Here is a 23,722-nt window from a genome sequence, read left to right as displayed (position 1 = left end):
TTGCAAAACCAGAGTTTAAGGATTAGAATAAAAATGATTGGATAAAGAACAAAGAGAAGTGTTTACATATAGGAGGTAACAGGGAATGTCAAAAGAAATTCAGACAATTGGTGTTTTAACCAGTGGCGGGGATGCTCCGGGCATGAACGCTGCTATCCGTGCGGTAGTAAGGGAAGCTATTGCAAAGGGAAAGAAAGTAAAAGGAATTAAGAGAGGTTATGCAGGTCTTTTGCAGGAAGAGATTATTGATATGGAAGCAAAAGATGTAGCAGACATTATCCAGAGAGGTGGAACAATTTTACAGACTGCACGTTGTCAGGAATTCGTAACACCGGAAGGACAGCAGAAGGGTGCTGAAATCTGCAGAAAACATGGCATTGATGGAATTATCGTAATCGGTGGAGACGGTTCCTTTAAGGGCGCACAGAAGCTGGCAGCACTTGGAATCAACACCATCGGATTACCGGGAACCATTGACCTTGATATTTCCTGTACCGATTATACCATCGGTTTTGATACCGCAGTAAATACTGCCATGGAAGCCATTGATAAGGTACGTGATACCTCAACCTCCCATGAGCGCTGCTCCATCATTGAAGTAATGGGCAGAGGCGCAGGCTACATTGCACTGTGGTGTGGTATTGCCAATGGAGCAGAGGATATCCTGCTTCCGGAGAAATATGATTATGACGAGCAGAAGCTTGTAAATAATATTATAGAGAACAGAAAACGTGGAAAGCAGCATCATATTATTGTAAATGCAGAAGGTATCGGTCATTCCGCAAGCATGGCAAAGAGAATTGAAGCAGCAACCGGAGTTGAAACCAGAGCGACCATCTTAGGACATATGCAGCGTGGTGGAAGCCCGACCTGTAAAGACCGTGTTTATGCATCTACCATGGGATGCATTGCCGTAGATTTGCTGTGCGAAGGCAAATCCAACCGTCTTGTAGCATATAAAAATGGTGAATTCGTAGATTATGATATTGACGAGGCACTGGCAATGACCAAATCCATTCCGGAATATCAGTATGAGATCTGTAGAAATCTTTCCAGATAGGATGTTATTATGATTACCAGTACAGCAAATCCGCAGGTAAAAAATTTAATTCAGTTAGTAAAAAAAGCCAAAGTTCGTAATGAACAGAGGCTTTTTGTTGTGGAAGGAATCCGTATGTTCCGGGAAATCCCGGAAGGCTGGCTTGATAGAATTTATGTTTCCGAGCATTTCATGGAAGAGGAATCCCATGTAAAAGTTCTGCAGGGAAAAAATTATGAAGTACTTGTCAATCATGTGTTTGAAAGTGTGTCCGATACCAAGACACCGCAGGGAATCCTTTGTCTTGTGAAAATGCCGGATTATACCTTAGAAGAAGTAATACCAAAGGAAAATGCCCATCTTCTGATTCTTGAAAGTATTCAGGATCCGGGCAATTTAGGCACGATGTTCCGAACCGGAGAGGGAGCGGGAATCAGCGGAATTATCATGAACCGCACCACTGTAGATGTTTTTAATCCAAAGACCATCCGCTCCACTATGGGCAGTATCTTTCGCGTACCATTTTTCGTGACGGAAAACCTGCAGGATATATTGATGCAGTTAAAGTCCCGGAAAATAAAGCTTTACAGTGCCCATCTGCAGGGCAGTGTTTCTTATGAGGAGCCGGATTATAAAGAACCCACAGGCTTTTTAATTGGAAATGAAGGAAATGGATTATCGGATGAGATTGCCAGAATGGCAGATACCTATATCCACATTCCAATGGCAGGAAAAGTAGAATCACTGAATGCAGCAATTGCGGCAACACTGCTGATGTATGAGGCAGCACGCCAGAGGAGGTAAGGGATGTTCCGGTTATGGGCAAAAGAATTTAAAGACAATCATATGTTAAAGGATACCACCATCTGTGATGACTCCGGGGATACCAGAACCCATAAGGTGTTCCGGGCATTAGATGAGGTGTGCTATACCTTTGATTTGGGAAAACCAATCTGGTTAGACCGCAATGTGGATGAATTTAAGCGGCATGCAAAGACCAGGTTTTATCAGGATAATTTTGTGGAAGAAATTGAATTTGATTTTTTGGAAATTCATGTGATTGAAGAGGATTAAGTAACTGTGTCAGGAGGAAAGAAAATGGAAGGGCAGATGCGCCGGGATACCATCATTAAGATGCTGGGGGAGAAGGGAAAACCTTTGTCCGGAACAGAATTGGCAAAAGAATTAGGAGTCAGCCGTCAGGTGATTGTACAGGATATTGCATTGCTTCGTGCAGTAAATAAGAATATTTTAAGCACCAACAAAGGCTATGTGCTTTATGACCCTTCGGAAGAGACACAGAAAGCAAGAAGAACCATTGCAGTAAGCCACAGTGATGAACAGACACAGGATGAGCTTTATACCATCGTGGATTTCGGTGGGAAAGTCTTAGACGTCGTAATCGAGCATGATATTTACGGACAGATAACGGTGGATCTGATTTTAAAAAGCCGTCAGGATGTGGACGAATTTATTGCAAAGGTTGCAAAGAGCAAGGCAAAGCCGCTTAAGACACTGACTGGAAATAAACACTTTCATACCGTAGAAGCAGATTCAGAACAATTACTTGACATCATAGAAGAAAAATTACGGGAAAAAGGCTACGCAAGATAACAGCTTGACTTTTTTTCTCGATATGGTAAACTACTCCTTGACTGACAAGACAACTGACAAGACAGCTGAAGTCAAGGAGGAAGAAAAATGGAAAAGATAAAAGCGTTCTTAAAACGCAAAAATATTATTATCTCAGCAAAAAGATATGGCATTGATGCCTTAGGTGCAATGGCACAAGGTCTTTTTGCTTCTCTTTTAATTGGAACAATTATCAGTACAATTGGTGAGCAGGCTGGCATCCAGCTTCTGGTGGACATCGGTGGATATGCCAAAGCAGCAACCGGTCCGGCAATGGCAATCTCCATTGGTTTTGCTTTGCAGTGTCCACCACTGGTGCTTTTTTCACTGGCAGCCGTCGGTGTGGCCGCAAATACCCTGGGTGGAGCAGGCGGACCGCTGGCAGTATTGATTGTCACCATCTTTGCAGCCGAATTCGGTAAAGCAGTATCCAAAGAAACTAAAATTGATATTATCGTCACTCCGTTTGTAACCATTTTCATCGGAGCAGGCTTATCAATCTGGTGGGCACCGGCAATCGGAGCCGCAGCCAGTGCAGTAGGAAATGCCATTATGTGGGCAACCGAATTGCAGCCGTTCTTTATGGGAATTTTAGTCTCTGTAATTGTAGGTATCGCACTGACGCTGCCAATCAGCAGTGCTGCAATCTGTGCAGCTTTGGGACTGACCGGACTGGCAGGAGGAGCTGCAGTAGCAGGATGCTGTGCCAACATGGTAGGTTTTGCAGTACTGAGCTTCCGGGAAAATAAATGGGGTGGACTTTTCGCACAGGGAATCGGAACTTCCATGTTACAGATGGGAAATATCGTGCGGAATCCAAGAATCTGGCTTCCGGCAATTTTAAGCTCCGCCATAACAGGTCCAATAGCAACCTGCGTCTTCCATCTTCAAATGAACGGTGCAGCCGTAGCATCCGGAATGGGAACCTGTGGACTGGTTGGTCAGATTGGTATTTATACCGGTTGGATTAATGATATTGCATCCGACACCAAGGCAGCCATTACACCAATGGACTGGATTGGAATGCTGTTAGTATGCTTTATCTTACCGGGTGTTTTAACCTGGGCATTCGGTCTGTTCTTCCGTAAGATTGGCTGGATCAAAGAAAATGATTTGAAGCTCGATTTATAAGAAAGATTTAAGAAAATATAGATAAAAGTTATACCATAAGAAAATAAAAACAATACCTCTTGTGCATAATTATTAAAAATTGATAAAAATTTAACTAATAACAAACATATTATACAAAGATGTGCTATACTAAAATTAGATTGTTATTGCATATATTATAACTTACGAGGAAAATTCCGGAAATATAAAAAGGTTATTTTCCGCAGTAGATGCATGGAGGAGTAGAAAATGGAATCACCAATTGAAGTGACAGAAGGTGTAGATGGTTGGAATACCATAATCTTTCTTTATAATTCTGCATTAAAAGAAGTTGGAACCAAGCTTGAAATATTAAATGATGAATTTCAGCATGTACATCAGTACAATCCGATAGAATATATAAAGCGGCGGATTAAGACGCCGGAGAGTATCGTAAAGAAGCTGAAACGATATGGTTACGAGAGTACCATTGATAATATGGTCAATTATGTAAATGACATTGCAGGAATCCGTATTGTATGTTCCTTTACCTCTGATATTTATCGTATGGCAGAGATGATTGGAAAACAGAATGACCTTACCGTGGTATCGGTAAAGGATTATATCAGGCATCCGAAGGAAAGCGGCTATAAGAGTTATCATATGTTGGTTACGGTGCCGATTTTTTTATCAGACCGTGTAGTGGATACAAAGGTTGAGATTCAGATACGGACCATTGCAATGGATTTCTGGGCGAGTCTTGAACATAAGATATATTACAAATTCGAAGGAAATGCACCGGAATATATCAGTAAAGATTTGCGGGAGTGTGCAGAAATTGTTTCTATGCTGGATGCAAAGATGTTATCCCTGAACGAAGCAATTCTAGAGGCCAAGGCAGCACAGGAAGCAGAGCTATTGCGGGAAGAAAAAAATAGAGCGGATAAAGAAAAATAAAAGAAGCTGCCAAAACCGGCAGCTTCTTTTTTGCAAGTGGCTTAAAAATGATTTAATCGTCTTCTCCATTCATCCAGCTATCGAATTTTTCTAATACTTTATCATAGGTCTGCTGGGAAATATCAGGAAGCTTTCCACCCCAGGCTTTGGTAGCCTGATCGAAGCCCTTTTTAAAAGCATCTGCTAATTCCTGGGCCTTGGACTTGTCATTACCGGATAATGCTTTTGCAAAATCTAAAATACGGTCAGAGGTCTGGTTTACACCCCAGTATCCGTCTTCTGCAATATCAGCCTGTGCCTGTGCCTTTACATCAGCAGAAACAGTGAAGTTACCGCCTGCAAGGAAAGACCACATATCATCGGCTTTGCCAATGGCTGCGCCCTGTTTGCTCATCATCTGTTCTACAATTCCGCGAAGCTGTGAAATACGGCTGTCAGAATCAGCTTTCATCTTTGCAATGAGAGCAGAGTTCTGTGTCTTTTGGGAAGAACTGCTCTTGTCACTGGAGCCTTTTTCATAGATAACACCGGTAGAGGTGTCATTCTTCGAAGATTCGGTCTTCTTAGAAGAAACTTTGGAATCTGTGGCAACAGTGGATGCAGCAGATACATAATTGTTAATAGAATTAATTGCCATAATCTTAACCCTCCTTGGTCAAATGCTTACTAAGTATCCATTCTTAGTCTTATTCATATATTTTATCGGTAAGAATGGGACAAAATATAAGAGGAAGAATTGACCTTTTTTAGAAAAAATGATAACATAAATTTGTATCATGTATACAAAATACAGGAGAAAAACAATGGACGAACTTGCAGTAAAAGCACTGGCAAAAATAAATCTTGGATTGGACGTATTACGTCGGAGAGAAGATGGGTATCATGAAGTAAAGATGGTTATGCAGACCATTCATTTATATGACCAGCTTCATCTTAAGAAAATAGAGTCTGGCATACATTTAGAGACAAATCTTGGATTTCTTCCGGTAGATGAAAGTAATCTGGCTTACCGGGCAGCGAGACTTATGAAAGAAAAATATCAGATTGAAGAAGGCATTGATATCCGGCTGAATAAGCGGATTCCTGTTGCTGCCGGGATGGCAGGTGGAAGCACGGATGCCGCAGGTGTGCTTTATGGAATCAATGAATTATTCAATCTTGGAATAAAGAGGAAAGAACTGATGGAACTGGGCGTTCAGATTGGGGCTGACGTACCGTATTGCATCATGCGTGGTACAGCTTTGGCAGAAGGCATTGGAGAAAAATTAACTTCACTGCCACCGATGGTGAAGTGTCCGGTAGTGATTGCCAAACCGCAGGTCAGTGTATCTACTAAATATGTCTATGAGAATCTGAAGCTGGATGAGCATACACAGCATCCTGACATTGATGCCTTGATACAGAATATCCGCACAAAGGATTTGCCGGCAATTGCATGTAGTATGGGAAATCTTTTAGAAACGGTTACTGCAAAGAAGTATCCGGAGATAGAGAAGATAAAAGAACTGATGCGGGAAAATGGTGCATTGAATGCCATGATGAGTGGAAGTGGTCCGACAGTATTTGGACTTTTTGATGAACTGGAAACGGCAAAAATGGCAGCAGCGATTGTACGCCAGAGCGGGCTCGCAAGGCAGGTCTTTGTAACAGAGATTTATAATAATAGAAGATAACAACATGCTCTTTATAAAAAGGGTTGGAGGGTTAATATATGACAGATAATCTGGAATTAAATATGAATGCATATCTTCCTTTGCGAGATGTTGTATTTAATACACTTCGTGAGGCAATATTAAAAGGAGAATTAAAACCGGGTGAAAGACTGATGGAGCTGCAGCTGGCATCTAAGCTTGGAGTCAGCCGGACTCCGATTCGTGAGGCCATCCGGATGTTAGAGCAGGAGGGGCTTGCTGTAACCATACCGAGAAGAGGAGCCGAGGTTGCCCGTATGACAGAAAAGGACATGGAAGATGTGTTACAGATCCGGGCAGCATTAGATGAACTGGCAGTGCAGCTTGCAACAGAACAGATTACAGATGAACAGTTTGGTGCATTAGAACAGGCAAGACAGAATTTTGAAAATTCTTTAAAAAGTGATGATGTAAAAGAAATTGCACAGGCAGATGTAGCATTTCATGATGCTATTTATAATGCTACCGGAAATGCAAAACTGGTATCCATGCTGAACAATCTGCGGGAGCAGATGTATCGTTACCGTGTAGAATATTTAAAGGACGAGACGATTTATCCGAGATTATTAAAGGAACATAAGGATATTGCAGAGAGTCTTCGCAGGAAGGACAAGTCCCGTGCTTCAGAAACCATGCGGGAGCATGTGAAGAATCAGGCAGAAGCAGTCAAAGATATGATCCGTCAGCAGGAACAAGACCAATAGCATAAAGAAACAGGAATAAAAAAACAAAATACGGAAACACTAAGGACAGACCGCACAGGGTCTGTCCTTTTTGCATATGCACAGGTGACTGGAAAATCGCATGCTTATATGCAGAGCTGGCGGACATCCGATACTATAAAAATTATGCCAAGGAGTTGATTTATGCAGCAGAAAGAAGAGAAAATCACAGGGCACACTGCAAAGCATATCGCAGGACACACCGCAGAACATACAACAGAACGTAATGCAGAATACAATGATGAAATTACAACCAGTTTGCAGGAAAATGCTGCACGTTTTCAGAAGATATTTTCCGGGTGTGCGGATATTAAAATGCGAACCATGAAGATTGGACAGAAGCAGCAGATTGCGTGTATGGCAGCATACATAGAGGTAACCGGTGGTGGAGCAATTTTTGAGAAATCGCTCGTTGGCAGGCTTTTAAACGAATTGTGTCATTATAATGAAAAAGAAGTCTATGAGCGGCTGTCGCAGAATGCCCTTGGCTTATCGGATGTTACGCCCTTTGATACTTTTTCGGATGCAGCAGCAGGTCTTCTGACCGGAGATACCATTCTATTTATAGATGGCTATGATAAAGCGTTAAAGATTCCGGATAAGGGATACCCGTCTATGGGAATTTCAGAAGTAAATTCAGAAAAGGTAATCCGGGGCTCTAATGAAGGATTTACCGAGTCCGTAAAAGCAAATACGGCATTAGTACGTAAAAGGATTCGTTCTCCGAAAGTAAAGGTAAAAGAGAAAAAGGTAGGGCTGCGCAGTAAGACCAATGTGGATTTGATGTATATGGAGGATTTGATTTATCCCGGAGTTTTAGAGGAGGTAGAAAAGCGGCTTGATGGATTTGAAATTGACGGAGTCTTAGACAGTGGAATTATTGAACAGCTTACAGAGGAAAAATGGTATTCTCCATTTCCACAGTTTCAGACCACACAGCGGCCAGACCGTGCAGCCATGGCGATTTTAGAGGGAAGGGTAGTGCTGATTGCGGATAATTCACCAATTGCACTGATTCTGCCGACGGATTATAACTCCTTCATACAGACCAGTGATGACTATTACAATCGCTGGGAAATTGCATCATTGGGAAGAATGTTACGTTTTCTGGCTTCCTTTTTTGCCATGACATTACCGGGACTGTATCTTGCAGTCTGCAATTTTCATACACAGATACTGCCGACGAAATTGCTGTTATCCTTTGCAGCAGCAAGACAAGGAGTGCCGTTTCCCGGGGTGGTAGAGGTACTTTTGATGGAGTTATCCTTTGAACTGTTGCGGGAAGCAGGCGTGCGCCTTCCGGGAGCTATGGGGAATACCATAGGAATTGTCGGTGGGCTGATTATCGGACAGGCGGCGGTGGAAGCAAATCTGGTCAGTCCTATCGTGGTAATTGTGGTGGCATTTACAGCACTTTGTTCCTTTGCGGTACCCAATGAAGAATTTGCAACAGCATTTCGCATCTTGAAATTTTTCTTTATTGCCATGTGTGCGTGGCTGGGCTTTTTTGGCTTTTTGATGGCTTTACTTGCGGTACTCATTCATCTGTCGCATCTTAAGAGTTTTGGCATTCCATATCTGATGCCCTTTGTAGGCGCAGATGTAACGGATTATCAGGATGAGCGGGACAGTCTGCTACGTCTGCCATTATATCAATTGCGGCACAGACCGGTTTTTGCGAGACGCCACAATCGTCTGCGGCTTAGGAGGAAAAAGTAATTATGTTTTCAGAAAATCAGAAAATATCAGAGAGGCAGATGGCAAGGCTCCTGATTTTTGATATGTGCGGAATCAGTACGTTGCTGCTTCCCGGACTGTTAGGAAAAATGCTTGGGACAGACGGCGTATTTGCCATATTGCTGGGAGCAGTGCCGGTGTATCTATTTACCTTTCTTCCAGAGCTGCTACAGGAAAAGCGGAAAAACAGTAATACCAGAAATGGCAGTAATACCAGCAATATCAGTAACATCGGGAAAAGTTATCCGGAGATTTTAAAGAAACAAGGCAATGGTTTTATTCGCATTTTTGTATTGGTAGTCTATACAGTCGAGGGAATTCTGCTGGCGGGTTATGGCTTATTTCTTTTAAGTGACCTGATGGTGAGTGAATTGTTAAAGGATAGTTCATTTGTGCTGGCAGCAGTTTTACTAATGCTTTTATGTGGCTATGGAATCTGGCAGGGCATCGAAGGGCGTGCCCGGGTGTATGAAATCCTGTTCTGGTTTGTATTTCTTCCACTTATTTTAATGCTGCTTCTGGCAACAAAGGATGTCAATACGATTTACTGGACTCCGGTAATGGTACATTCCTGGGGAAACTTTGTGAAAGGGACAGCGGCAGTTGTGCTTCTGTATGGCACAATGGCATTTGTTTTGTTTTTACAGCCCTATCTTGCAGAAAATGTCCGTGTAGGACGGACATGCCGGAAAAGCCTTTGTGTTACAGTGATTTTTAATGCTGCAATCTATCTGATTACGCTTGGCATCTTTGGCAGTGGCATGCTGCCGAAAATGAAATATCCGGCAATTACATTAATGAGCATGATAAAACTGCCGGGCGGTTTCTTCGAACGGCAGGATGCCTTTATGGTAGCAATCTGGTTCTTTACAATTTACGCATTTATCAATACCGGAATGTTTTATGCCTCAGATTTGCTGAAAGCTGTATGGCAAAAGGAAGGGCACCAGAAAGCGGATGGGAAAAATGAAGCGATTCAGGGAAAAGCCGATGCGAAAAGTATAGAAAAATTGATAATACTAATTGTAATGGTTCTTACATTTGCAGTCACATTGCTTTTTTACCGGTTACCGGAGTGGAAAATAATATTTATATGGATTCAGGCAATTGCATTTCTTCCGTTGACGGTAATTTTTCCGCTGTGCATTGGAGAGATAAGGAAATGCCGGGAAAAGGGATAGTGAAAAGGGATAGTGAAAAAGGATAGCGGAAAAAATGGTGGAAAGGAGCAGCAGTATGAAAAATAGAATCGTGACAATTGTTTCCATGATATTTTTGGCAGTCTTATGCCTTGGCGGCTGTGGGAATACAGAGTTGGAAGAACGGAATTTTCCATTGGCAGCAGCGTTGACTTTGACAAAGGAGAACTATCAGATGGCATTTGGTTTTGAGCAGCTTAAGGATGTGGCAGATGAGAAAAGCGAAAAAGAGAATACATCGGTACTTCTGGCGGAAGGAAAAGACTGCATGGAGCTGTTTTTACATGCAGATGGGGAAAATCCTGGAGAGATGGATTATAACCATTTAAAGGCATTGATTCTAAACAGGTCGCTGTTAGAGAATGAAAAGCAGCTGGGGGCATTTCTTGGGTATCTGGAAGAGGAAAATCTTTTTTCGAGGAATACGCTGCTTTTTGTTACGGAGGATGAACCGGATCAGGTGATGGAGATGGATACAGTTTTAAAAGAGCCGGTAGGAACTTATCTGAATGAAAGAATTGCCTCGGATGAACGTTTTAAGGACAGTGAGGCAGTTACCCTGGGCAGCCTGTTCCGGATATGGGAAAATGAGAACGAAAATCTGTGGATTCCCTATATTAACTGTGCAGAAGATAAAATGATACTGGAAAAATATTATCTGATGCAGGGCAGGACGGCAGCAGGCAAAGTGGACCGGGAAACGGGAGAACTGGCTTTGCTCTCAGAGCAGAAGATGAAAAGCTACAGCATTTCACTTGAAGATGCAGAAAGTGTAACACTTAGTAATTTATGCTGCAGCTATGCTTTTACGGAGCAGAATGGCCAGGTGACGGAAACCGTTACAATAAAGGCGGATGGAAAGTATCAGGGCAACAGGGAACTGCTGCAGAAAACAAAGCACAGGGATGAAAAATTGGAAGACCTTCATACAGACAGTCAGGATGAAAATGCACTGCTGGAAGTGGAAGCAGAAATAGAGCAGACTTTGGAAGAAAAGATGGATGCCATGACAGAAAAATTGCAACAGAATCAGAATGCAGATGGAACAAACAGTTATTATAAATTAGGGGCATATGCAAGAGATATTTATTTGCAATATCAGAAGGATTGGAGCAGTTACCGGAAAAACCTGACAGTGGAATATCATTGGGATGTCACGCTGGTGACATCTCCGTAGGATGCTGGACACCCGGTTACACTGGTAACATTGGCAACATCTTTGTAAGATGTCTGGTTCTGGTGATGCTGACGGCAGCCTATTATTTCTTAAGTTAATTTATTAATTTGACTTAGATTGGGCAAAAACAGAAAGATTACATTACTTTTTGCCCAAAATGAGTTGCAGAAGGAAGCATAGTCTTTGTTATTTGCTTCTGATTGGGTAAAAAGACTTCATTTTTCTAGAATCTTACCCAAACCGAGAGAACTTCGGAGATAACAGCAGAGGAGATTGGGCAAAAAAGAGTCATTTTTCTTAAATTATACCCAAATCAACTTCACCAGCGACTTTTGAGAGAAAAGTCGCAAACTCAACCGTGTCCCCAAAAAGAAAAGTTACAAGCTCAGCCGCATCCCACCAAGAAAAATTTACAACCCCACCCCATTTCTACATAAAATTTTCTCCCCCAAAAAGTTATCAAAATGTATAGAAAAAATTTTTTCGGTTATATTCCAGATAGAAAGTCAGAATAGTATGGCGAAAGAAAGTGTAGCAAGGAAAAGAAGAAATAAGAAATCAGAAACATGAAAAGGAGTTTTACCATGAAAGAATATAACCGAAAAAAATTGTATTTAAAAAGGGCGTTGTTCTATGGCATGCTGTTATTACTGTTGGTATTTACGGCAGGCAGTGCGAAAAAGGCTTATGAGGGGCGAAGAATGCAGGAGGACATTGCAGAAAAGATTCTGCGTTTCCATGTCAGGGCAAACAGTGATGGGGAAGCAGATCAGGCACTGAAGCTTAAGGTGCGGGATGCTGTTGGAAAAGAAATGGGAGAACTTTTGCAGGATGCTAAGACAGCCGAAGAAAGCAGCCGGATTGCAGGAGAACACTTCCCGGAAATTATACATATTGCAAAAGAAGTCATCCGGCAGGAGGGCTATGATTATCCGGTAGAGGTGAAATTATCTTCCGTGGAGTTCCCGGTAAAGACCTATGGCAGTTATACGTTCCCGGCGGGAACTTATCAGGCACTGGAAGTGATTATCGGAGCAGGCATGGGACATAACTGGTGGTGTGTCATGTATCCGAATATGTGCTTTGAAGGAAGTGTCTATGAGGTTGTGGATGGTAAATCAGAAAAGGTATTGAAGGATACCTTGAGTGAGACGGAATATCAGTCTCTGATGGAAGAGAAGAATTATAAGATTTCATGGAAATGGCTGGATTTCTGGGATAAATAGTGCTATACTGACCTGGATTTCTATAGAAGGAGCGGATTAGATGACAAAAGATGTAATTGTATCAATCAGCGGATTACAGATGCCGGCAGAAGGAGAAGCAGAGCCGGTTGAAGTGATTACAGTAGGGGATTATTACCAGAAAAACGGAAAACATTATGTGCTGTATGAAGAAGTAAATGAAGGTTTTGAAGGAAGCACAAAGAATATAATCAAGATGCAGGAAAACTGTATTGATATTACAAAAAAAGGAGTTTCCAATGTACACATGGTCTTTGAAAAGAACCGGAAAAATATGTCTTATTATGGAACGCCATTTGGAAATCTTCTGGTTGGAATTGATGCAAAGGATATTAAAGTGGAAGAGACAGAACATTGTATTGATGTGCAGATAGATTATGCATTGGAGGTAAACTATGAGCATCTGGCGGACTGTACCATTAAGATGAAGATTGCATCAAAAGAAAAAGGCGGATTCAGTCTTGCGTAGCTGGATGTATAAAAATAGAGCTGGGTGAAAACCCAGCTCAAGTTATTTTATTTACCAGCTTTTTCTTTTAACTTTGCCATAAAGCCTTTTTTCTTTTTGGCAGGCGCTTCAATAGGACCACGCATTCCTTTTACTGCAGTAATGTAAAGCCCGCTGACAGTAGCTTTTACTTCCTTCTTAACCGGAACAGAATCAAAAATCTGTCCGTCACAGATTAAAGTCATAACCTTTGGACCAACCTTTGCTTTGACGATTGGAAGTTTGGAACGGCGGAGCATTTTCGGGGTCTGGGCAATGACATTTGCCGGAAGACCGGAATCTTTAAGCCGCATCTTCTTCTTATCGATAATCAGCATGGAAATGGTCTGTGCTGCTGCTGCAATCTGGGCATCCTGTTCTTCTTTCTTTTTCTGAGCTCGTTTGCCCACAAAATAAAGAACAATCAGGGCAATAATCATAATAATCAGTATTGTTAATAATACAATCGCAAATTTTGGCACGATGAAAACCTCCTTAAGTAAAATCCAAATATGATTGTATCATTGATTGGCAGGATTGACAACCTGCAAATGCGAAAAATTCTATGAAATGCTTTTATTTTCGGTGAAAATGTGGTATCTTTAGAAAGTATGACTGACTGGAAAAATCCAGCCTTTGAATGAAAGACAGAAGGGAAATAAACATGAAGAAGAAAATAGTAGCAGTATTGTTATGCCTGACACTGGCATTTTCAGTAACTGGCTGTGGAAAAGACAAGAAAAGTGAATCGGTAGAGAATACAGAGAGCACAGAAGTGGTATCCAGTGCGGCAATTGATTTTGACCCGCTTGATTATGTGGAACTGGGCGATTATATGGGATTGTCAGTAGCTTTGACAGACGATTATTCCGTAAGTGATGATGATGTGAAGACTTTTATTGAGAATAGCGTAATTACCAACTATCCATACTATGCAGATACGGATAAAACAGTGGTAGAGGATGGAGATGCTGTAAATATCGATTATGAAGGATTAAAAGATGGCGTGGCATTCAGCGGTGGAACTGCAACAGATACGGTCTTAGAGATTGGAAGCAATACGTTTATTGACGGCTTCGAAGAAGGACTGATCGGTGCAAAAGTAGGGGATAAAGTAACCTTGAATCTTACATTCCCGGAAAGCTATAAAAATACAGACCTGGCAGGACAGGCGGTTGTGTTTAATGTAACCATCAATAAAATTGTTGAGAAGCAGGATATTACTTATGACAATATGACAGATGAATATGTGGCATATGTCAATGCTAAGGCCAGCCTTGGCTATGATACGGTAGATGAGATGAAGGCAGATGCACGCAATTATCTGGAATCTTCTAAGGAATCCTCCAAGAAATCTGCAATCCGTTCTGCAGTAATGGACAAGTTAGGAGAGGTATGTACCGTAAAGGAACTTCCGGATGGACTTCTGGATGCCCGTATGGAAGAGGTAATGGCACAGTATGAATCCTATTACTGCAGCGATGGAAGCAGCCTTAAGGATTATGTGGAAAATACAGCAAATCAGGATTATGATGAATTTGTAAGCAATGTAACTGACGAAGTGACATCAGATCTTAAGACACAGATGATTTTAGAGGCAATTGCAGAAAAGGAAGGCATTGAGTTTGACCAGGATGGCTTTGACAGCTACGTTGGAAATCTTATGAGCAATTACAGCTACAGCGATGAATCCACATTATACAAATCATATGGATTGAGCGCAGACAGCGGAAAAGAATATTTAAAGAAAGTATATGTATGCAATCTGGCACTTCAGAAAGTAGTTGACAGTGCAACTGTTGAAGATGAGGCAGGAACAGAAAATGTTACAGATACTGAATTAAATACAGAAAACTAAAAAGGATTAGAAAATTTTTTATCTAAGGGGGATAGAAAAATGGAACTTGTTGACATCAGAGATTTATTTCACCATCAGGAAGATTATGTAGGTAAGAAGATTACCGTCGGAGGCTGGGTAAGAAGTAACCGTAATTCTAAAAACTTCGGATTTATCGTAGTAAATGACGGAACTTTCTTTGAACCACTGCAGGTAGTATATGCAGACGGACTGGAGAATTTTCAGGAGCTTACCAAAATTAATGTTGGTGCAGCTATTGTTGTTACCGGAGTGCTGGAAGCTACACCGGAAGCAAAACAGCCATTTGAAATTCAGGCAGAGGAAATCGTAATTGAAGGCGCATCTGCACCGGATTATCCGTTACAGAAGAAACGTCACAGCTTCGAATATTTAAGAACTATTTCACATTTAAGACCACGTACCAATACCTTTGAGGCAGTATTCCGTGTACGTTCCCTGATTGCATATGCAATTCATAAGTTCTTCCAGGAGAGGGACTTTGTCTATGTACACACTCCGCTGATTACCGGAAGTGACTGTGAGGGTGCGGGAGAAATGTTCCAGGTTACTACCATGGACTTAAATAACATTCCACACAAGGAAGACGGAAGCATTGATTATACACAGGATTTCTTTGGAAAACCAACCAATCTTACCGTAAGTGGACAGTTAAACGGAGAGACCTTTGCACTGGCGTTCAAAAATATTTATACCTTTGGACCAACCTTCAGGGCAGAGAATTCCAATACTACAAGACATGCTGCAGAGTTCTGGATGATTGAGCCGGAAATTGCATTTGCAGATCTGGAAGATGACATGGTACTGGCAGAGAGTATGCTGAAATATATTATTTCCTATGTTATGGAACATGCACCGGAAGAAATGCAGTTCTTTAATTCCTTCGTAGACAAGGGACTGATTGAACGGCTGAATAATGTATTACATTCCGATTTCGCAAGAGTGACTTATACAGAAGCCATTGAACTTCTGGAGAAGAATAATGATAAATTTGATTATAAGGTATCCTGGGGCTGTGACCTTCAGACCGAGCATGAGCGTTTCTTAACCGAGCAGGTTTTCAAGAGACCGGTATTTGTAACAGATTATCCAAAGGAAATCAAAGCCTTCTATATGAAACTCAATGAGGATGGCAAGACAGTTGCAGCAGTTGACTGTCTGGTGCCAGGAATCGGAGAAATTATCGGAGGAAGCCAGAGAGAGGATGACTACGATAAATTATTAGAAAGAATCCATGAACTTGGATTAAAAGAGGAAGATTACAGCTTCTATCTTGATTTACGTAAATATGGTTCTGCAAGACATGCAGGCTTCGGACTTGGATTTGAAAGATGCGTCATGTATCTTACCGGTATGGCAAACATCCGTGATGTCATTCCGTTCCCAAGAACCGTTAATACCTGTGAATTGTAAGAGCAGCAGGTTATAAAAGAAGTATATAGAAGAAGGGCGTATGAAAAAACTTTCGTTTTTTCATACGCCCTTCTTTTGAATCATGGATTGATTTTATATAAGATAAATAAAGGGAGGTATTTTGCTTAACCCATAATTACTTCAACAGTAACTTCTTTCTTAGACGGATCAAATGGAATCATATTGCCATCAGCAATAACACCATCCACAGTAAGAACCTTGACACCTTTCTGTACGCCATTTGGATTCTTTACCTGAATGTGATAAGTTACACCACGGAAATCACGTTTTGCGGTAAAACCGGATAAAGTAGATGGAATACATGGGTCAATTACAAGACCATCATAATCCGGACGGATACCTAAGATATACTGGGATACATCAAGGAAAGTCCATGCAGCAGTACCGGTAAGCCAGCTGTTCTTTGCTTCACCGAAGTTTGGCGCATCTTTTCCGGCAATCATCTGAGAGTACACATATGGCTCAGTGCGGTGGATTTCGCTGATATCTTCGATATAAGCAGGACAGGTTCTGGTGTATACCTGCCATGCACGGTCGCCACGTCCAACGACTGTTTCTGCAATGGAAATCCATGGATTGTTGTGACAGAAGATACCTGCATTTTCTTTGTATCCAGGTGGATAGGAAGAAATTTCACCGAGCTCTACATGGTATTTGTGATAAGGTGGCTGCAGCAGTACAATACCGTATTTGGTATCTAAGTATTTTTCAACAGACTGCATTGCCTGAAGACAATTGCCTTCTTTCAGTCCGATTTCTGCCATAACACAGAATCCCTGCGGCTCGATAAAGATTTTACCATCGTCACATTCTTTGGAACCGATTTTCTGTTTGTAGTGGTCGTAAGCTCTTAAGAACCATTCGCCATCCCAGCCGGCATCGAGAACGGTTTTTTCCATGGAAGCAATTGCTTCTTCCGCTTCTTTGGCTTCTTCTTCCAGACCTCTGTGTTTGCAGATTTCTACATAATCTTTACCATATTTTACAAACATGCCTGCGATAAATACAGACTCTGCATTTGGTCCCTCAGATGGTCCGAAGGTCTGGAAAGATTCACCCGGCTCTTCTGAGAAGCAGTTTAAGTTCAGACAGTCATTCCAGTCAGCACGTCCAATCAGAGGAAGTCCATGTGGTCCTAAGTGTGTTCTGGTATAGTTGAAGGAACGTCTTAAATGTTCCATAAAATCGGTTGCTTTGCTTTCGTCATTATCATAAGGAGTGATTTCATCTAAAATGGAGTAATCTCCGGTCTCCTTGATATAAGCAGCAGTACCGGCAATGAGCCATAACGGGTCATCATTGAATCCGCTTCCGATATCAGCATTTCCTTTTTTGGTAAGTGGCTGATACTGATGGTAAGCACTTCCATCCTCAAACTGGGTAGATGCGATATCTAAAATACGCTGTCTTGCACGGTCCGGAATCAGATGAACAAATCCTAAAAGATCCTGACAGGAATCACGGAAGCCCATGCCTCGTCCAATTCCGGATTCGAAATAGGAAGCGGAACGTGACATATTAAAGGTAACCATACACTGATATTGATGCCAGATGTTTACCATACGGTCTAACTTCTCTTCGGAAGAAGATACGGTAAAGTGGTTTAAAAGGTTATTCCAGTATTCTTTTAATTCTGCTAAAGCAGCGTCAGCTTTTTCTGTGGTATCAAAACGTTTTAATAATTCTTCTGCCGGTTTTCTGTTGATGCATCCGTTTTCAGCAGGACCATCCCATTTCTCGGCAACCGGATTCTCTACATAACCCAGTACAAAAACAAAGGATTTTGATTCGCCCGGTGCAAGAGAAACCTTGATATGGTGGGAACCAATCGGAGACCAGCCGCTTGCTACAGAGTTCTTAGAGGTTCCGTTTATGACAACTTCCGGCGCGGAATTTTCGCCATAAGCACCAAGGAAAGATTCACGGTCGGTATCGAATCCGGCAAGCTGGGTATTTACAGCATATACCGCATAATGATTACGGCGTTCGCGGTATTCTGTCTTATGATAAAGGGCAGAGCCGTGAATTTCCACTTCACCAGTACTGAAGTTACGCTGGAAGTTTGTCATATCATCCATGGCATTCCACAGACAGAATTCTACATAAGAGAATACGGAAATTTCTTTGTGTTCGCTGCCGTGGTTGGTCAGTGTCAGTTTGTTAATCTCACAGGTATTTCCCATAGGAACAAACATGGTCAGCTCTGCGGATAACTGATTTTTGCTTCCCTCAAAAACAGAGTAGCCTAATCCATGCCGGCACTGATAGGAATCTAATTCAGTCTTGGCTGGCATCCATCCCGGATTCCAGATGGTGTCACCATCTTTGATATAGTAATAATGTCCATTGCTGTCATAAGGAATATTGTTGTAACGATATCTTGTAAGACGAAGGAGCTTGGCATCTTTATAGAAACTGTATCCTCCGCAGGTGTTAGAAACCAGTGAAAAGAAATCTTCACATCCTAAATAGTTGATCCATGGAAGTGGAGTCTTTGGGGAAGTGATGACATATTCTTTCGCTGCATCATCGAAATGTCCAAATTTCATAATTAAATAACCTCCTTAAATACAATAAGTCCGAAAACGATTAAGAGAGGTATTTCTTTAGGTTGAGTATAATATAAGAATCAGGAAAAAGCAACAGAAATATTGAAGAAAGTATGCATTTTAGGAGAAAAGAGCGAAAATGACAGCTTTTTGTCATATGAATCGAAAACACCGAGTGATAACGATTAAGTAAAGAGAAAGAAAAAAATCGACTTAATATAGAAGAAAGAAAACAAGATTAGTAAAAAATGCACAAAACTGACGACTTAAAACTGGATAACTGTTACAAATATACAAAAAATAGTTGCATTTCACACTGAATATGTTATGATAAAGCTACGAAAACGATTAAGAAAAGCAACTCAAAACAGTGAGGTGCAAAAGATGGTATCTTTAAAAGACATTGCGAAAGAATGTGGTGTATCAACTGCAACAGTTAGCAAAGCACTGAATGGACAACATGATATTGGAGAAGAAACAAAAGCAAGAGTAAGAGAGACAGCAGAGCGGATGGGGTATTTTCCAAATGCAGCTGCCAGAGCATTAAAGACCAACCGTTCCTACAACGTAGGAGTCCTGTTTCAGGAAGAAGCAGGAAGTGGCCTGACACATGAATATTTTTCAGGTGTGTTAAATGGAATTAAGGTGCAGGTTGAGAAGATGGGATATGACGTGACATTTATCAACAACAGTTACGGAGTAAAGAAAACCTCATTTTTTGAACATTGCAGATACCGGAACTTTGAAGGAATCGTTATCGTGTGTGCTGATTTTGCCAGCCAGGGAGTGCTTGAATTAATGAACAGTGCATTCCCGGTAGTGACCATTGATTATACACATTACAATTGCACAGCAGTTTGTTCCAATAATGTAAAAGGAATGGAAGAGCTGCTGAAGTATATATATAAGAAGGGTCACCGAAAAATTGCTTACATACATGGACAGAAAAACTCGAATGTAACAAGAGAAAGACTTACAAGCTTTTACCGGACGATGGAAGAACTTCATATTAAGGTAAATGAAGATTACATTCGGGAAGCTGCTTATCTGGAAACAAAGGGAGCGGCGGAGCAGACAGAAATTTTACTTGATATGGATGACCCGCCAACCTGTATTCTTTATCCGGATGACACCTCTTTAATCGGAGGGAAAAACGTGATTATGGAACGTGGGATGCATATCCCGGAAGATGTTTCCATTGCAGGATATGACGGAACAAGAATTTCCCAGTTATCTCATCCGAGAATCACAACGATTCGTCAGGATACAGAAGAAATAGGAAGAGAAGCAGCACGGCGTCTGATTGATGCCATCGAGAAACCGAGAACTACTCTCATAGAGAGAGTCGTTATAGAGGGCACATTGATTACCGGCCAGTCGGTAGGAGAGCTGCCTGAAACAACATCCGAGGAGGATGAAAAATGAGAAGGAGGAGAACTCAATGAAAAAGAAACTTATCAGTACTTTATTATGCGTATCCATGGTAGCAGCTATGGTAGCTGGATGTGGATCAGGGGATGACACAAAGGATGCGAACAATGATGCATCCAACACAGAAGGAACAGCAGATGCAGATACGGACACAGACAGTGGTTCTGATTCTACAGAAGTAGAGAACACCATCACCGGTGATCCAAGTGCAGATGATGCATTCGTAGTATGGGGCTGGAACGATGACATCAAGAACATTTTGGATGGACCGTTTGCAGAGCAGTACCCAGACCTTGCAAAACGTATCGTATTCGTAAATGCAGGTGGATCTGATTATTATCAGACAAAGATTGATGAAATCTTAGATGATCCTGATAATGAATTGTATCCAGACCTGATGGGACTTGAGGTTGACTACGTTTTGAAATATGTAAACAGTGACTGGCTGACCTCAGTTGGTGACTGTGGAATTACAGCAGATGATTATGCAAATCAGTATCAGTACAATCTGGATCTTGGAACTGTATCCGGCGAAGATTCTTCTGATGCAAACAATGTAAAAGCATTATTCTGGCAGGCTACTCCTGGATGTTTCCAGTTAAGAGCAGACCTTTGTGAGAAATATCTTGGAACAACTGATGTAAATGAATTAAGCACAATGTTCTCTACATGGGATGGTGTTCTTGATGCAGCAAGAAAAGTAAATGATGCATCTAATGGAAAATGTAAACTGTTCTCCGGTTATGATGAGTGCTTCCGTGTACTTTCTAACTCAAGAGCAACCGGCTGGTATGGCGATGACGATGTTATTTCTGTTGATGATAACATGACACAGTATATGGAACTTGCTAAGACAATGGTAGACGAAGGATTAACCTATGAAACAGACCAGTGGTCAACAGACTGGTATGCAAACATGGAAGGTGACGGCGAGACATCTAATGCAGCAGTTGCTTACTGTGGATGCCCATGGTTCACATACTGGAGCTTAAAAGATACCTGGAAAGGTAACACAATCCTTGTAAATGCTCCGGAACAGTTCTACTGGGGTGGTACAGGACTTGCAGCAACAGCTAACTGTGCAGACAAAGAAATGGCTGGAACAATTATCAAAGCATTTACCTGTGACACAGACTTCATGGTATCTATCAATGCAAAGAACAGTGATTTCGTAAACAACAAAGAAGCTGTTAAGAAGATTTCTGAAGCAGGCGCAACATGTGACTACTTATATGAAGCAGCTGGTCAGGATATCATGGCATTCTACTTACCAATGGCTGATTCCATCAGTGCTAAGAATGCAACAGCAGAAGATCAGAACATCAACTCTGCTTGGTCTACTCAGGTGAAAGAGTATGCAGCAGGAAACAAGGATAAAGATACTGCAATCGCAGATTTCAAATCCGCAGTACATGACTCCTATTCATACTTAAAAGCTGAATAATCAGTAAAAGAACAATAACTATGCTGCCCTTTCCGGCATGGGAAGGGCAGCATTTATAAACAAAACTATTGGAGAGTTATTTTAAAATATAGGGAAATGGAAGATGGATTGAGAGGAGTTGGCAAAGATGGACAAAAAGAAAAAACGTAAACATATTGAATATGGCAGATATGGATACTTCTTTATCGCCCCATTCTTCATTGCATATTGTCTGTTTCAGTTATGGCCGTTATTTAATACATTTTACTATAGTACATTAAGCTACTATAAGAGAAACGGTAGAGAATTTATTGAATTTTGCGGATTAGACAATTTCAAAAATATTCTCGGACTGACAGCCGGTGAAAAAGGATATGCATTGATTTATTTGAAAAATACACTGACAATGTGGGTATGTAACTTTATTCCACAGATTTTAGTTTCATTGTTACTGGCAGTATGGCTGACTGATAACATTGTAAAATTAAAAGCTCAGGGCGCATACAAAATTATTATTTACTTACCTAGTATTATCACAGCAGCGTCTGTATCTGTTTTATTCAATGCAATGTTTTCCCAGTATGGACCAATTACACAGACTTTACGTGATATGGGAATCATTTCACAGAAATTTAACTTTATGACAAGCGTCGGCGGAACGCGGGGATTAATATCATTTATCCTCTTCTGGATGTGGTATGGAAATACAACCCTGTTGCTGATATCAGGAGTTTTGGGAATTGACCCAAGTCTTTATGAAGCGGCTGATATCGATGGAGCAACCGGATGGAAGAAATTCCGTTATTTAACACTTCCATTATTAAAACCGATTATGTTATACGTATTGATTACTTCCGCAATCGGTGGTTTACAGATGTACGATATCCCGGCATTATTCAATGTCAGTAAGTCAGGACTTATCGGACAGCCGGATGATTCATCCACAACAATGGCAATGTACATCATGAGATTATATCAGAGTGATGTAGGTAAGGCAGCAGCAGTATCTGTATTCCTGTTTATTCTGACCTTGATTATTAGTCTTATCTTCTTCGGAACGATGACGGATCGGAGCGAGAAGAAACATAAGAAAGGAGGGAATCGATAATGGCAAGTTTTGATATGGCAATGAGCGGACAGACATCCCAGCCAAAACAGAAAAGTTATTCGAAAGTATTACATACAAAAAGAGCAATCCGAGGTTTGATTTGTATCCTCTTCTGTCTCCTTAGTTTACTGCCATTCCTTTTAATGGTTATGAATGCGACCAGAACTTCTGGAGATATTCAGGCAGGTGTATCCTTGATTCCTTCCTCCCACCTGATGGAGAACTGGAACATGCTTCTTCAGAAGCAGAATGGTATGAGATTAACATTAGGAAGAGCAATGATTAACTCCTTATGTATCACAGTACCAGGTACCTTCCTTGCAGTATATTGTTCCTGTATGACAGCTTATGGAATTCATGTATATAACTTCAAAGCAAAGAAGTTTGCATGGGCGTTCATCATGGCAATCATGATGGTGCCGAACCAGATTACAATCATTGGTTTCTACCGTTTTATGTTAAAACTGAATCTGGTAGATACTTATATCCCATTGATTATTCCTTGTATCGCAGCACCGGCAGTTGTATTCTTCATGAAACAGTATATGGAAAGTACCTTATCCATTGAAATGATTGAAGCTGCACGAATTGACGGAGCAAGAGAATTCCGGATTTTCAATACCATTATCATGCCGATTATGAAACCGGCAGTAGCAACACAGGCAATCTTCCAGTTTATTGCACAGTGGAATAACCTCTTTACCCCAACCATCATGTTAACAACTGATGAGAAGAAAACACTTCCATTGTTTGTACAGATGCTGACATCTGATCAGTTCCGTGTAGATTACGGTGTTGTATATGTAGGCCTTACCGTAACGGTACTTCCATTAATTATTGCTTACCTTATCCTTTCAAAGTATATTGTAGCAGGTGTAGCACTTGGTGGTGTAAAGGGCTAAAACAAAGATAATTCTTTTTTCCATT

22 protein-coding genes are annotated in these 23,722 nt (G+C 41.2%); 19 read left to right on the top strand and 3 right to left on the bottom strand.

The genetic code is table 11. The annotated features are described in order from the left end of the window. The first annotated feature begins 85 nt into the window (after positions 1–85). From pfkA to DWY37_RS12345, 6 genes are all read left to right on the top strand, one after another. Entirely contained in the window at positions 86–1,060 is a 975-nt protein-coding gene (pfkA, locus tag DWY37_RS12370) for a 6-phosphofructokinase (protein ID WP_117841732.1), read from the top strand. Positions 1,061–1,069: 9 nt separating this feature from the next. Beyond that, a complete protein-coding gene (locus tag DWY37_RS12365; protein WP_117947547.1) occupies positions 1,070–1,843 on the top strand; it encodes a TrmH family RNA methyltransferase in 774 nt (257 codons plus the stop codon). A gap of 3 nt (positions 1,844–1,846) precedes the next feature. After that, positions 1,847–2,113, top strand: coding sequence for a hypothetical protein (locus DWY37_RS12360; protein WP_022242313.1), 267 nt, complete (start codon positions 1,847–1,849; stop codon positions 2,111–2,113). Positions 2,114–2,137: 24 nt separating this feature from the next. Then, the gene (locus DWY37_RS12355; RefSeq protein WP_022242312.1) at positions 2,138–2,653 is read left to right on the top strand and encodes a transcription repressor NadR; all 516 of its coding nucleotides are present in this window, start codon (positions 2,138–2,140) and stop codon (positions 2,651–2,653) included. 87 nt (positions 2,654–2,740) lie between these two features. Next, the gene (locus tag DWY37_RS12350) at positions 2,741–3,802 is read left to right on the top strand and encodes a PTS transporter subunit IIC (RefSeq protein WP_117947546.1); all 1,062 of its coding nucleotides are present in this window, start codon (positions 2,741–2,743) and stop codon (positions 3,800–3,802) included. Positions 3,803–4,030: 228 nt separating this feature from the next. Next, positions 4,031–4,717 (top strand): GTP pyrophosphokinase, encoded by a 687-nt coding sequence (locus tag DWY37_RS12345; RefSeq protein ID WP_117697983.1) that lies wholly within the window; start codon positions 4,031–4,033, stop codon positions 4,715–4,717. Between the two features lie 52 nt (positions 4,718–4,769). On the opposite strand, the gene DWY37_RS12340 is transcribed toward DWY37_RS12345, so the two are convergent. Next, on the bottom strand, positions 4,770–5,354 hold the full coding sequence (locus DWY37_RS12340; protein WP_022243716.1) for a hypothetical protein: 585 nt from the start codon (positions 5,352–5,354) through the stop codon (positions 4,770–4,772). Positions 5,355–5,520: 166 nt separating this feature from the next. Between DWY37_RS12340 and ispE the strand changes: the two genes are divergently transcribed. The 7 genes from ispE (at position 5,521) to DWY37_RS12305 (ending at position 12,956) form a co-directional block, all read left to right on the top strand. Then, positions 5,521–6,390, top strand: coding sequence for a 4-(cytidine 5'-diphospho)-2-C-methyl-D-erythritol kinase (gene ispE, locus DWY37_RS12335; RefSeq protein WP_117947545.1), 870 nt, complete (start codon positions 5,521–5,523; stop codon positions 6,388–6,390). Between the two features lie 38 nt (positions 6,391–6,428). Then, positions 6,429–7,112: a GntR family transcriptional regulator gene (locus DWY37_RS12330; RefSeq protein ID WP_117697986.1), complete on the top strand. Its 684-nt coding sequence runs from the start codon at positions 6,429–6,431 to the stop codon at positions 7,110–7,112. A gap of 162 nt (positions 7,113–7,274) precedes the next feature. Continuing rightward, on the top strand, positions 7,275–8,849 hold the full coding sequence (locus DWY37_RS12325) for a spore germination protein (RefSeq protein WP_118173358.1): 1,575 nt from the start codon (positions 7,275–7,277) through the stop codon (positions 8,847–8,849). Positions 8,850–8,851: 2 nt separating this feature from the next. Beyond that, entirely contained in the window at positions 8,852–10,048 is a 1,197-nt protein-coding gene (locus DWY37_RS12320; RefSeq protein ID WP_117697988.1) for a GerAB/ArcD/ProY family transporter, read from the top strand. A 55-nt stretch (positions 10,049–10,103) separates the two neighbouring features. Continuing rightward, entirely contained in the window at positions 10,104–11,243 is a 1,140-nt protein-coding gene (locus DWY37_RS12315; RefSeq protein ID WP_158552019.1) for a Ger(x)C family spore germination protein, read from the top strand. A gap of 584 nt (positions 11,244–11,827) precedes the next feature. After that, positions 11,828–12,469, top strand: a complete 642-nt coding sequence (spoIIR, locus tag DWY37_RS12310; protein WP_243092109.1) for a stage II sporulation protein R — start codon at positions 11,828–11,830, stop codon at positions 12,467–12,469. Between the two features lie 40 nt (positions 12,470–12,509). Next, complete coding sequence (locus tag DWY37_RS12305; RefSeq protein ID WP_022243709.1) at positions 12,510–12,956, top strand: DUF1934 domain-containing protein; 447 nt, start codon at positions 12,510–12,512, stop codon at positions 12,954–12,956. A gap of 47 nt (positions 12,957–13,003) precedes the next feature. On the opposite strand, the gene DWY37_RS12300 is transcribed toward DWY37_RS12305, so the two are convergent. Beyond that, positions 13,004–13,414 carry a hypothetical protein gene (locus DWY37_RS12300; protein ID WP_117698024.1) on the bottom strand — a complete coding sequence of 137 codons (411 nt, stop codon included), beginning with the start codon at positions 13,412–13,414 and terminating at the stop codon, positions 13,004–13,006. A gap of 224 nt (positions 13,415–13,638) precedes the next feature. On the opposite strand from DWY37_RS12300, the gene tig reads away from it, so the two are divergent. Both tig and asnS read left to right on the top strand, forming a co-directional pair. Further along, positions 13,639–14,832: a trigger factor gene (gene tig, locus DWY37_RS12295; protein WP_158552022.1), complete on the top strand. Its 1,194-nt coding sequence runs from the start codon at positions 13,639–13,641 to the stop codon at positions 14,830–14,832. A 39-nt stretch (positions 14,833–14,871) separates the two neighbouring features. Continuing rightward, on the top strand, positions 14,872–16,263 hold the full coding sequence (asnS, locus tag DWY37_RS12290; protein ID WP_117697991.1) for an asparagine--tRNA ligase: 1,392 nt from the start codon (positions 14,872–14,874) through the stop codon (positions 16,261–16,263). Between the two features lie 125 nt (positions 16,264–16,388). Here asnS and DWY37_RS12285 read toward each other — a convergent pair whose 3' ends face one another. Then, positions 16,389–18,833, bottom strand: coding sequence for a GH36-type glycosyl hydrolase domain-containing protein (locus DWY37_RS12285; RefSeq protein WP_117697992.1), 2,445 nt, complete (start codon positions 18,831–18,833; stop codon positions 16,389–16,391). A 384-nt stretch (positions 18,834–19,217) separates the two neighbouring features. Between DWY37_RS12285 and DWY37_RS12280 the strand changes: the two genes are divergently transcribed. The 4 genes from DWY37_RS12280 to DWY37_RS12265 all read left to right on the top strand — a co-directional run bounded on the left by DWY37_RS12280 (position 19,218) and on the right by DWY37_RS12265 (position 23,697). Continuing rightward, positions 19,218–20,258 (top strand): LacI family DNA-binding transcriptional regulator, encoded by a 1,041-nt coding sequence (locus tag DWY37_RS12280; RefSeq protein ID WP_117697993.1) that lies wholly within the window; start codon positions 19,218–19,220, stop codon positions 20,256–20,258. 16 nt (positions 20,259–20,274) lie between these two features. Further along, positions 20,275–21,708 (top strand): hypothetical protein, encoded by a 1,434-nt coding sequence (locus tag DWY37_RS12275; protein WP_147326025.1) that lies wholly within the window; start codon positions 20,275–20,277, stop codon positions 21,706–21,708. 127 nt (positions 21,709–21,835) lie between these two features. Next, positions 21,836–22,795: a carbohydrate ABC transporter permease gene (locus DWY37_RS12270; RefSeq protein ID WP_117697995.1), complete on the top strand. Its 960-nt coding sequence runs from the start codon at positions 21,836–21,838 to the stop codon at positions 22,793–22,795. Next, on the top strand, positions 22,795–23,697 hold the full coding sequence (locus DWY37_RS12265) for a carbohydrate ABC transporter permease (RefSeq protein WP_242986114.1): 903 nt from the start codon (positions 22,795–22,797) through the stop codon (positions 23,695–23,697). The genes DWY37_RS12270 and DWY37_RS12265 overlap by 1 nt, the downstream gene beginning before the upstream one ends. Positions 23,698–23,722: the final 25 nt, after the last annotated feature.

This window comes from Roseburia sp. AF25-13LB, from assembly GCF_003478915.1.
In the GTDB taxonomy this organism is placed as follows: Bacteria; Bacillota; Clostridia; order Lachnospirales; family Lachnospiraceae; genus Roseburia_C; species Roseburia_C amylophila.
The sequence above is the reverse complement of the archived record's forward strand: the minus strand, read 5'-3'. Positions and strand labels throughout refer to the sequence as shown.

Coding starts and splice junctions, on each gene's coding strand:
- ispE (WP_117947545.1), top strand. CDS start 5,521: ATGGACGAACTTGCAGTAAAAGCACTGGCAAAAATAAATCTTGGATTG.
- DWY37_RS12330 (WP_117697986.1), top strand. CDS start 6,429: ATGACAGATAATCTGGAATTAAATATGAATGCATATCTTCCTTTGCGA.
- spoIIR (WP_243092109.1), top strand. CDS start 11,828: ATGAAAGAATATAACCGAAAAAAATTGTATTTAAAAAGGGCGTTGTTC.
- DWY37_RS12265 (WP_242986114.1), top strand. CDS start 22,795: ATGGCAAGTTTTGATATGGCAATGAGCGGACAGACATCCCAGCCAAAA.
- DWY37_RS12305 (WP_022243709.1), top strand. CDS start 12,510: ATGACAAAAGATGTAATTGTATCAATCAGCGGATTACAGATGCCGGCA.
- DWY37_RS12275 (WP_147326025.1), top strand. CDS start 20,275: ATGAAAAAGAAACTTATCAGTACTTTATTATGCGTATCCATGGTAGCA.
- DWY37_RS12320 (WP_117697988.1), top strand. CDS start 8,852: ATGTTTTCAGAAAATCAGAAAATATCAGAGAGGCAGATGGCAAGGCTC.
- DWY37_RS12350 (WP_117947546.1), top strand. CDS start 2,741: ATGGAAAAGATAAAAGCGTTCTTAAAACGCAAAAATATTATTATCTCA.
- DWY37_RS12280 (WP_117697993.1), top strand. CDS start 19,218: ATGGTATCTTTAAAAGACATTGCGAAAGAATGTGGTGTATCAACTGCA.
- DWY37_RS12285 (WP_117697992.1), bottom strand. CDS start 18,833: ATGAAATTTGGACATTTCGATGATGCAGCGAAAGAATATGTCATCACT.
- DWY37_RS12270 (WP_117697995.1), top strand. CDS start 21,836: ATGGACAAAAAGAAAAAACGTAAACATATTGAATATGGCAGATATGGA.
- DWY37_RS12300 (WP_117698024.1), bottom strand. CDS start 13,414: ATGATTATTGCCCTGATTGTTCTTTATTTTGTGGGCAAACGAGCTCAG.
- DWY37_RS12345 (WP_117697983.1), top strand. CDS start 4,031: ATGGAATCACCAATTGAAGTGACAGAAGGTGTAGATGGTTGGAATACC.
- DWY37_RS12315 (WP_158552019.1), top strand. CDS start 10,104: ATGAAAAATAGAATCGTGACAATTGTTTCCATGATATTTTTGGCAGTC.
- DWY37_RS12340 (WP_022243716.1), bottom strand. CDS start 5,354: ATGGCAATTAATTCTATTAACAATTATGTATCTGCTGCATCCACTGTT.
- pfkA (WP_117841732.1), top strand. CDS start 86: ATGTCAAAAGAAATTCAGACAATTGGTGTTTTAACCAGTGGCGGGGAT.
- DWY37_RS12355 (WP_022242312.1), top strand. CDS start 2,138: ATGGAAGGGCAGATGCGCCGGGATACCATCATTAAGATGCTGGGGGAG.
- DWY37_RS12360 (WP_022242313.1), top strand. CDS start 1,847: ATGTTCCGGTTATGGGCAAAAGAATTTAAAGACAATCATATGTTAAAG.
- DWY37_RS12365 (WP_117947547.1), top strand. CDS start 1,070: ATGATTACCAGTACAGCAAATCCGCAGGTAAAAAATTTAATTCAGTTA.
- tig (WP_158552022.1), top strand. CDS start 13,639: ATGAAGAAGAAAATAGTAGCAGTATTGTTATGCCTGACACTGGCATTT.
- asnS (WP_117697991.1), top strand. CDS start 14,872: ATGGAACTTGTTGACATCAGAGATTTATTTCACCATCAGGAAGATTAT.
- DWY37_RS12325 (WP_118173358.1), top strand. CDS start 7,275: ATGCAGCAGAAAGAAGAGAAAATCACAGGGCACACTGCAAAGCATATC.